The organism is Streptomyces marokkonensis, assembly GCF_039539045.1.
GTDB lineage: Bacteria > Actinomycetota > Actinomycetes > Streptomycetales > Streptomycetaceae > Streptomyces > Streptomyces marokkonensis.
The window spans coordinates 1-6,557 of the sequence record NZ_BAABCQ010000267.1 but is presented as its reverse complement, the minus strand read 5'-3'; the positions used below and the strand labels follow the sequence as shown (position 1 = coordinate 6,557).

Below are 6,557 nucleotides of genomic sequence, written 5' to 3'. Positions count from 1 at the left end.
CGTTAAGGAGTCTCGTTCCGTAATGGAGCCTCCCAGTACCGGCCGTGCCATGGCCGGCCCGCAGTTCCCCCTGTACGCGCGTGCGCGGTATACGCGTGAGGGAAGCGGGGTGGCACGGTGACCGAGGTCCTGCTGCTCCTGCTGGCCCTCCTTCTCACCCTGGCCTGCGCCGTCTTCGTCGCGGCCGAGTTCTCTCTCACCACCGTCGAGCGCGGTGACCTGGAGCGTGCCGCCGAGTCCGGCGAGCGCGGTGCCGACGGTGCCCTGAAGGCCGTCCGCGGCCTGACCCTCCAGCTCTCCGGCGCCCAGCTCGGCATCACCGTGACCTCACTGGTCATCGGCATGCTGGCCGAACCGTCGCTGGCCGTGCTGCTGCGTGGCCCGCTGGAGGCGATCGGCCTGGGCGGCGCCGCCTCGACGGTGGCGACCGTGCTCGGCGTGGTCGTCTCCACCATCGTCCTGATGGTCATCGGCGAGCTGGTCCCCAAGAACTGGGCGATCTCCCGCCCGCTGGCCGTCGCGAAGGTCGTCGCGGGCCCGCAGCGCGGCTTCACCACCGCGTTCGGCCCCTTCATCCGGCACCTGAACAACACGGCGAACCGTTTCGTACGCCGCTTCGGCCTGGAACCGGCCGAAGAGCTGGCGTCCGCCCGCAGCGCCGAGGAACTGGTCGCCCTGGCCCAGCACTCGGCCGCCGAGGGCGCCCTGGAGGCCGACTCGGCGGAACTCTTCGTCCGCACCCTGCACCTGGGCGAGCTGACCGCGGAGAACGTCATGACCCCGCGGGTGGACGTCAAGGCGCTGGAGGCCCACGCCACCGCCGCCGACGCCGCGAACCTCTCGCACGCCACCGGCCTGTCCCGCTTCCCGGTCTACCGGGACAGCCTGGACGAGGTCATCGGCACCGTGCACATCCGCGACGTCCTGGCCCTGGAGCCGGACCGGCGCACCGTCACGCCCGTCACCGAGCTGGCCACCGCGCCGCTCCTGGTGCCGGACAGCCTGCCCGCAGACCGCCTCCTGGAGCGCATGCGAGCGACTCGCACCATGGCCGTCGTCATCGACGAGTACGGCGGTACGGCGGGCGTGGCGACCGTCGAGGACATCGTGGAGGAGGTCGTCGGCGAGGTCCGCGACGAGCACGACCCGGTCGAGATACCCGACCTCCTGCCCGCCCCCGCCGCGGCGGACGGCCGCGTGGCCTGGGACGCCGACGGCTCGCTCCGCCTGGACCGGCTCGCCCGGATCGGCCTGACCGCGCCGGACGGGCCGTACGAGACCCTGGCCGGCCTGGTCGCCACCCATCTGGCACGCATCCCCGCCAAGGGCGATGTCGTCGAGCTGGACGGCTGGCGCCTGGACGTCCTCGACATCGACCACCACCGCGCCGACCGCCTGCGGGTCACCGCGCCCGTGCCGGCCGGTGTGCCGGCCGGACAGCCGGAGCACGAGCAGCGGGAGCGCAGACGGCCGGAGCACGAGCAGCGGGAGCGCAGACGGCCGGAGCACGAGCGGCCGGAGCACGAGCGGCCGGAGCACGAGCAGCGGGAGATGGCCCGATGACCGCCGTACAGCTCTTCATCGGCGCCCTGACGCTGCTGACCAACGCGTTCTTCGTCGGCGCCGAGTTCGCCATGATCTCGGTGCGCCGCAGCCAGATCGAGCCGCGCGCGAAGACGGGCGACAAGCGCGCCCGGATGACCCTGTGGGGCCTGGAGCACATCTCCGCGATGATGGCCACGGCCCAGCTCGGCATCACCGTCTCCTCCCTCGTGCTCGGCGCGGTCGCCGAACCGGCCATCGCGCACCTGATGGAGCCGGTGTTCGAGGCGGTCAGCATGCCGCACGCGCTGGTCCATCCGATCGCCTTCGCGATCGCCCTGGCCGTCGCCACCTATCTGCACATGCTGATCGGCGAGATGATCCCGAAGAACATCGCGCTGGCCGCCCCGGCGACCACCGCGCTGGTCCTCGGCCCGCCGCTGGTCGCCCTGACCCGGGCCCTGAAGCCGTTCGTCTTCGGCATCAACGCCTTCGCCAACACGCTCCTCAAGCTGCTGCGGGTGGAGCCGAAGGACGAGGTGGAGGCCGTCTTCACCGACGACCAGCTGGCCCGCATGGTCGTCGATGCCAGCGAGGCCGGACTGCTCACCCCGGCCGACGGCGAGCGGCTGCGCGACGCGCTGGAACTGGGCACCCGTCCGGTCGGCGAGATCCTGGTCCCGGCGCAGAAGATGCGCACGGTCGGCCACACGGTCACCCCGGCGGAGCTGGAGCGCATGGCCGCCGAGGCGGGCTACTCCCGCTTCCCGGTCACCGGTCCCGGCGGCACCGTCCTCGGTTACCTGCACATCAAGGACACCCTGGGCCTCACCGACCGCGACCGCCCCTTCCCGCGCGCGACCCTGCACCGGGTCACGCGGGTCCGCATCGACACCCCGCTCGACGACACCCTCACCGCCCTGCGCACCGAGGACAGCCACCTGGCCGCCGTCACCGGCGAGACCGGCGCGGTCCTGGGCTTCGTGACGATGGAGGACGTCCTGACGGAACTGGTGGGCCCGACGACACCGGTGGCGTGACCCCGGACCCCGGGAACCTCCGCACGACCATGGGCGTCTCCCACAGCGACATCGCTGCGGGAGGCGCTCATGGCCATGGTCGGCCTGTTCTGGATCACCGAGGACCACGTGTACGTGGGCGCCGCGCCCACCGGTACGGCGTCCGGAGTACGGCTGGCCAAGGACGGGGTCGAGATCCTCGGGCTCGGCCGGGTCCGGTCCTGGGGCTGGGACGAGGTCCGCGGCATCGACGTACGTGACGTGGCCGTGCGCTCCCCGGCGCGACGGCTGGCCTCGATGGCGTTCGACTCGCTGGTCGTCCTGGTCACCGGCGACGGCGAGCACCCGCCGGCCTTCACGGTGCGGGTGGAGACCGAGGCCGACGGCACGGTCGAGGCCGACGCCCTGGCCGCCGTCCCCGGCGGCATCCACACCCCGGACGAGTACGACCTCTCCCGCGCCCTCCTCGCCCGCCTCGTCTCCGGCGCCACCCCCGTCGAGGACCTGCTCGTCCGGCGCCGGGACGAGCCCGAGGACGTCGCCCCGACCAGGGACGAGCGACTGGCCCTGCTGCGACAGTGGACGACGGCCTCCGTCTGACCCGGCGCGGTTTCATCCGAAGGAGTCGCACCGCACCCCCGAGGGAAGGGACCCGTACATGCACAGGAGTCGTGCGTACGCCGTCATCATCGACACGCCCGAGGCCGAGGCCGCCAGGGCAACGGACTTCTGGTCGGCGGCTTTCGGCGTCGACGCCGAACCGTTCGCACCGCAGCCGCAGTTCACCACCCTGCACGAGGCCCTGCCGGGACTGGTCACCGCCGTTCAGGCCGTCGACGACGCGCCTCGTATCCACCTGGACATCGAGACCGACGACGTCGAGGCGGAAACCGCGCGCCTGACCGCTCTGGGCGCGGAGCAGGTCTCACAGTGGCAGGAGTGCCACGTGCTACGCGTACCCGGGGGCCACCTGGTGTGCGTCCTGCCGGTGGAGAGCGACCCCGAAGTCTTCCAGGCACGTGCCACCGTCTGGCCCTGACGGCGACAGGCCGGCCACGTCGCACCGGAGTCCGGAGCAGGGCGTCGGCACGACCGTGACCGCAGTGGTCATCGACGGCCCCGCAGACCGCGCAGGACGAGGGTGCCGGCGGCGAGCACGGTGACCACACCGCAGGCCAGGTGCACCAGGGTGTCGGCACCGGCGAGGGAGGCGACCATGTTGGCGACCACGCCGACCACGACGACGGCCCACAGCAGCGTACGCAGGACGTCCCCGCTGGAGACCGCGTCCGGGCCCTCGACGGGGGTGTGGGGCGGGGTGGTGCTCAGGCGGTAGGGGTCCTGATACGTCATGGCGGCCTCCTCCGGGAACGCGCTCTCGATCCGCCACCGACGCTATGGAGCCGGGCCCCCTCCGGCCGATCCCGTGGGCCGCCCGGTCCGAGGTACAGCAGGCTGTACTTTCCGGTTCCGCACCCCGTGCGGCGGCGTCGTGCGGCATAGGGTCGGGCACGCCGGAGTGCGGCGAGCGGCTCGGAGGGAGGCTCCTGGGCTGCCGCTGAGCCGCCCCGCGTCACGGCGCCGGCAGCCGCAGGGCGAGGAGGGCGATGTCGTCGGTGCTGCCGGGCGGCATCCGGGCCAGCACCTCGTCGCACAGCGTGTCCAGTGGCTCGTGGGCGAGCGCGAGGGCGTTGCGGCGCAGCCGGCCGAGGCCGGTGTCCAGGTCGCTGCCCGGTACCTCGACCAGCCCGTCGGTGTAGAACAGCAGCGTGGAACCCGGCGGCAGCGGCACCGTGGGGTCCGGTCGGTGGCCGTCGGTGCCCAGGCGGGCGCCGAGCAGCAGACCCTGCCCTTCCTCCAGGTAGCGGGCGTCTCCCTCCGGGGACAGCAGGAGGGGCGGCGGGTGCCCGGCGCTGGTCCACCGCAGGGTCCACGGGCCGGTGGGCGGGCCTTCGACCCGGGCGAGGACGAGGGTGGCCATGGAGACGGTCGTGATGGCGGGCAGGGCGTCGTCGAGGCGGTCGACGACGACGCCGGGTGGTTCGGTGTGGTCCCAGGCCAGTGAGCGCAGGATGCCGTGCAGCTGGGCCATGCCCGCGGCGGCCGTCAGGTCGTGGCCGACCACGTCGCCGATGACCAGTGCGAGGGCGCCGTCCTTCAGCTCGAAGGCGTCGTACCAGTCACCGCCCACCTGCGAGCCGGCCGGGGCGGGCTGGTAGCGGGCGGCCAGCCGCATACTGCCGTGCTGGGGCAGCGGGGCGAGCAGGTTGCGCTGCATGGCCTCGGCGACGGCGCGCTGACGCCCGAACCGGCGCGCGTTGTCGATGACCCGCCCCACCCGGCGACCGATGTCGCCCACCACCTCCAGATCCTCCGCGTCGAAGGGATGCGCCAGGTTGGTGCGCACCAGGGTCAGGGCGCCGGTGACCTGCCGCTGGGTGCCCAGCGGCACCGTGAGGACGGACGTCGCGCCCACGGACCGCAGGAAGTCGCTGTGCCCGGCGGCGAGCGGGGACTCGGGCCCGATGGCCGTCTCCTGCCACCCCCGCAGCACGGGCTCGCCCCCGTTCAGCACCCGCTCCAGCGGCGACAGGCCCGCCGTACCGGTCGCCGGGAGCGGGCCGTGCCAGTCCTCCCGAGCCGTGTCCCTGCCCGCGGGCCCGGTCACCGCCACCCGGTGGACCTGTCCGGAGTCGGCCAGGAGGTCCACCGCCGCCCAGTCCGCCAGCCGGGGCACCAGGAGGCGGCCCAGCCGGGCCAGGGCCTCGTCGGTCTCCAGCGTCTGCCCCAGTACGTCCGTGATCTCCGTGACCAGCGTCAGGCGCTCGGTGAGGTCCTCCAGGGCGCTGGTGTAGGCGGCGCGCTCCCGGCGCGTCCCGCGGTCTGCCGCGGTCTCGGCCGCGGTCCGGGCCGCGGAGTCGGTGTCGGTGTCGGTGTCGGTGTCGGTGAACAGTACGGCGATGCCTTTCAGGGACCCGTCGTCCGTCAGCGGGGACGCGGACCAGGACACCGCGGCCAGACCGCCGTCGCCCCGCAGGTAGCGGTCGCTCTCGCCGCGCGTGGCGGCGCCCCGGGCCAGCGCCTGGAGCAGCGGGCACTGGTCCCGCGGGATCCTGCCGCCGTCCGGGCCCCGGTGGAGCAGGTCATGGAAGTCCGCACCGCGCATCGTCACCGCGGGGCGGCCCAGCAGCAGCTCGGCGGCCCGGTTGACCTCGACGATCCGCCCGGCCGTGTCCATCACGGCCAGGGCGGTGCCCAGCTGCTCGGCCACCCGCGGCCAGAAGTCCGGTTCCGCGGCCCACCGCCGTCCCGCTTCTTTCGCACCGGGCCCCACACCGTTCGCCACGTCGCCCCTCCAGTCACACCACCAGTGGTGGTCCGATGGTCCCGGACCCGAGCCCGGCCGCACCGCCGACACCCGGCAGACACCCGGCAGACCCGCCGACACCCGCCGACACCCGCCGTCACCAATCCGTCGGCTGCCCCGGCACGACCGCCGGAACCCTGCGGATATACGTTCGCCGCAGCAGGTATCCGACGGGCGCGACTAGAGTTCAGGTGCGGGGGAACCGGATTCCCTGCGGCGGGCCGTGTCCCCAGCGGTCCGCAGGAAGGTACGCATGCCCTCGGAGAGCAGGCTGAACGCCGAAGGTCGGCCGCAGGCCGCCGACCGGCTCGACGACGACCAGTACCCGGCGTACACCATGGGCAGGGCGGCCGAGCTGATCGGTGCCACGCCCGGTTTCCTCCGCGCCCTCGGTGAGGCGAGGCTGATCAGCCCGACGCGTTCGGAAGGCGGACACCGCCGCTACTCGCGCCGGCAACTGCGCCGCGCCGCGCGCGCCCGTGAGCTGGTCGACCAGGGAACGCCCATCGAGGCCGCCTGTCGTATCGTCCGCCTGGAGGACGACCTGGAGGCGGCACTGCGCATGAACGAGGAGCTCCGCCGCGAGGCCGAACGTCCGCCCGGCGGGAACGGAGAACGGCGCGGCGAGT

The 6,557-nt window shown here is 73.5% G+C and carries 7 protein-coding genes; 5 read left to right on the top strand and 2 right to left on the bottom strand.

Features of this window, described 5'->3' with window-relative positions; genetic code table 11:
- Positions 1-117 precede the first annotated feature (117 nt).
- The 4 genes from ABEA26_RS34340 (at position 118) to ABEA26_RS34325 (ending at position 3,600) form a co-directional block, all read left to right on the top strand.
- Positions 118-1,563 carry a hemolysin family protein gene (locus ABEA26_RS34340; protein WP_345597768.1) on the top strand — a complete coding sequence of 482 codons (1,446 nt, stop codon included), beginning with the start codon at positions 118-120 and terminating at the stop codon, positions 1,561-1,563.
- Complete coding sequence (locus ABEA26_RS34335; RefSeq protein ID WP_345597766.1) at positions 1,560-2,582, top strand: hemolysin family protein; 1,023 nt, start codon at positions 1,560-1,562, stop codon at positions 2,580-2,582. The genes ABEA26_RS34340 and ABEA26_RS34335 overlap by 4 nt, the downstream gene beginning before the upstream one ends.
- Positions 2,583-2,651: 69 nt before the next feature.
- The gene (locus ABEA26_RS34330) at positions 2,652-3,161 is read left to right on the top strand and encodes a hypothetical protein (protein ID WP_345597764.1); all 510 of its coding nucleotides are present in this window, start codon (positions 2,652-2,654) and stop codon (positions 3,159-3,161) included.
- A 58-nt stretch (positions 3,162-3,219) separates the two neighbouring features.
- A complete protein-coding gene (locus tag ABEA26_RS34325) occupies positions 3,220-3,600 on the top strand; it encodes a VOC family protein (protein WP_345597762.1) in 381 nt (126 codons plus the stop codon).
- Between the two features lie 68 nt (positions 3,601-3,668).
- On the opposite strand, the gene ABEA26_RS34320 is transcribed toward ABEA26_RS34325, so the two are convergent.
- Both ABEA26_RS34320 and ABEA26_RS34315 read right to left on the bottom strand, forming a co-directional pair.
- Entirely contained in the window at positions 3,669-3,914 is a 246-nt protein-coding gene (locus ABEA26_RS34320) for a hypothetical protein (protein WP_345597760.1), read from the bottom strand.
- Positions 3,915-4,134: 220 nt separating this feature from the next.
- Positions 4,135-5,907: a SpoIIE family protein phosphatase gene (locus ABEA26_RS34315; protein ID WP_345597758.1), complete on the bottom strand. Its 1,773-nt coding sequence runs from the start codon at positions 5,905-5,907 to the stop codon at positions 4,135-4,137.
- 274 nt (positions 5,908-6,181) lie between these two features.
- Here ABEA26_RS34315 and ABEA26_RS34310 point away from each other — a divergent pair.
- Positions 6,182-6,557 (top strand): MerR family transcriptional regulator (locus tag ABEA26_RS34310; RefSeq protein ID WP_345597756.1); only part of this gene is annotated, 376 nt, incomplete at its 3' end.

Bases quoted from the DNA above. Each gene is read 5' to 3' on its own strand.
- ABEA26_RS34335 (WP_345597766.1), top strand. From the start codon at position 1,560: ATGACCGCCGTACAGCTCTTCATCGGCGCCCTGACGCTGCTGACCAAC.
- ABEA26_RS34330 (WP_345597764.1), top strand. From the start codon at position 2,652: ATGGCCATGGTCGGCCTGTTCTGGATCACCGAGGACCACGTGTACGTG.
- ABEA26_RS34325 (WP_345597762.1), top strand. From the start codon at position 3,220: ATGCACAGGAGTCGTGCGTACGCCGTCATCATCGACACGCCCGAGGCC.
- ABEA26_RS34320 (WP_345597760.1), bottom strand. From the start codon at position 3,914: ATGACGTATCAGGACCCCTACCGCCTGAGCACCACCCCGCCCCACACC.